The organism is Vibrio sp. Y176, from assembly GCF_033438945.1.
Window position 1 is genome coordinate 1 of record NZ_JAWOQS010001250.1, and the last position, 506, is coordinate 506.

A 506-nucleotide genomic window follows, 5' to 3' on the forward strand; every position below is an offset into this window, starting at 1 on the left:
CGCGCCAAAATACGGCAATGACGACGATTATGTCGACCAACTGCTGGCTGATGCTTACCAAGTTTATATCGATGAGTTGGCGCAATTTGTCAATACACGTCATGGGCGCGGACCAATTGGTGGTGGCTACTACGCGGGAACATCGAGCATCTCTTCCAACGTACCATTTGGCGCATCCACGATGGCAACACCAGATGGTCGAAAAGCGAAAACACCACTGGCGGAAGGCGCAAGTCCAGCATCGGGCTCTGACCGTTTGGGACCAACGGCGGTGTACAACTCAGTCGGTAAAATTCAAGCTAATAAAATCTTGGGTGGTGTGCTGCTTAACCAGAAGTTAAGCCCAGCGGCTGTCGCTTCAGAAGGAGATAAGCTCAAGCTGTCAATGCTGATTCGCACCTTCTTTAATCACCATAAAGGTTGGCACGTGCAGTACAACATCGTCTCTCGTGAAACCTTGCTGGCGGCGAAAAAGAGCCCTGACCAGTATCGCGATCTCGTTGTAA

At 50.8% G+C, this 506-nt stretch carries 1 protein-coding gene; it reads left to right on the forward strand.

Going from position 1 to position 506, the window contains the following annotated elements; all coding sequences use genetic code 11:
- The coding region (locus tag R7O13_RS31235) for a glycine radical domain-containing protein (protein ID WP_318305776.1) at positions 1–506 on the forward strand (506 nt) is incomplete at both ends.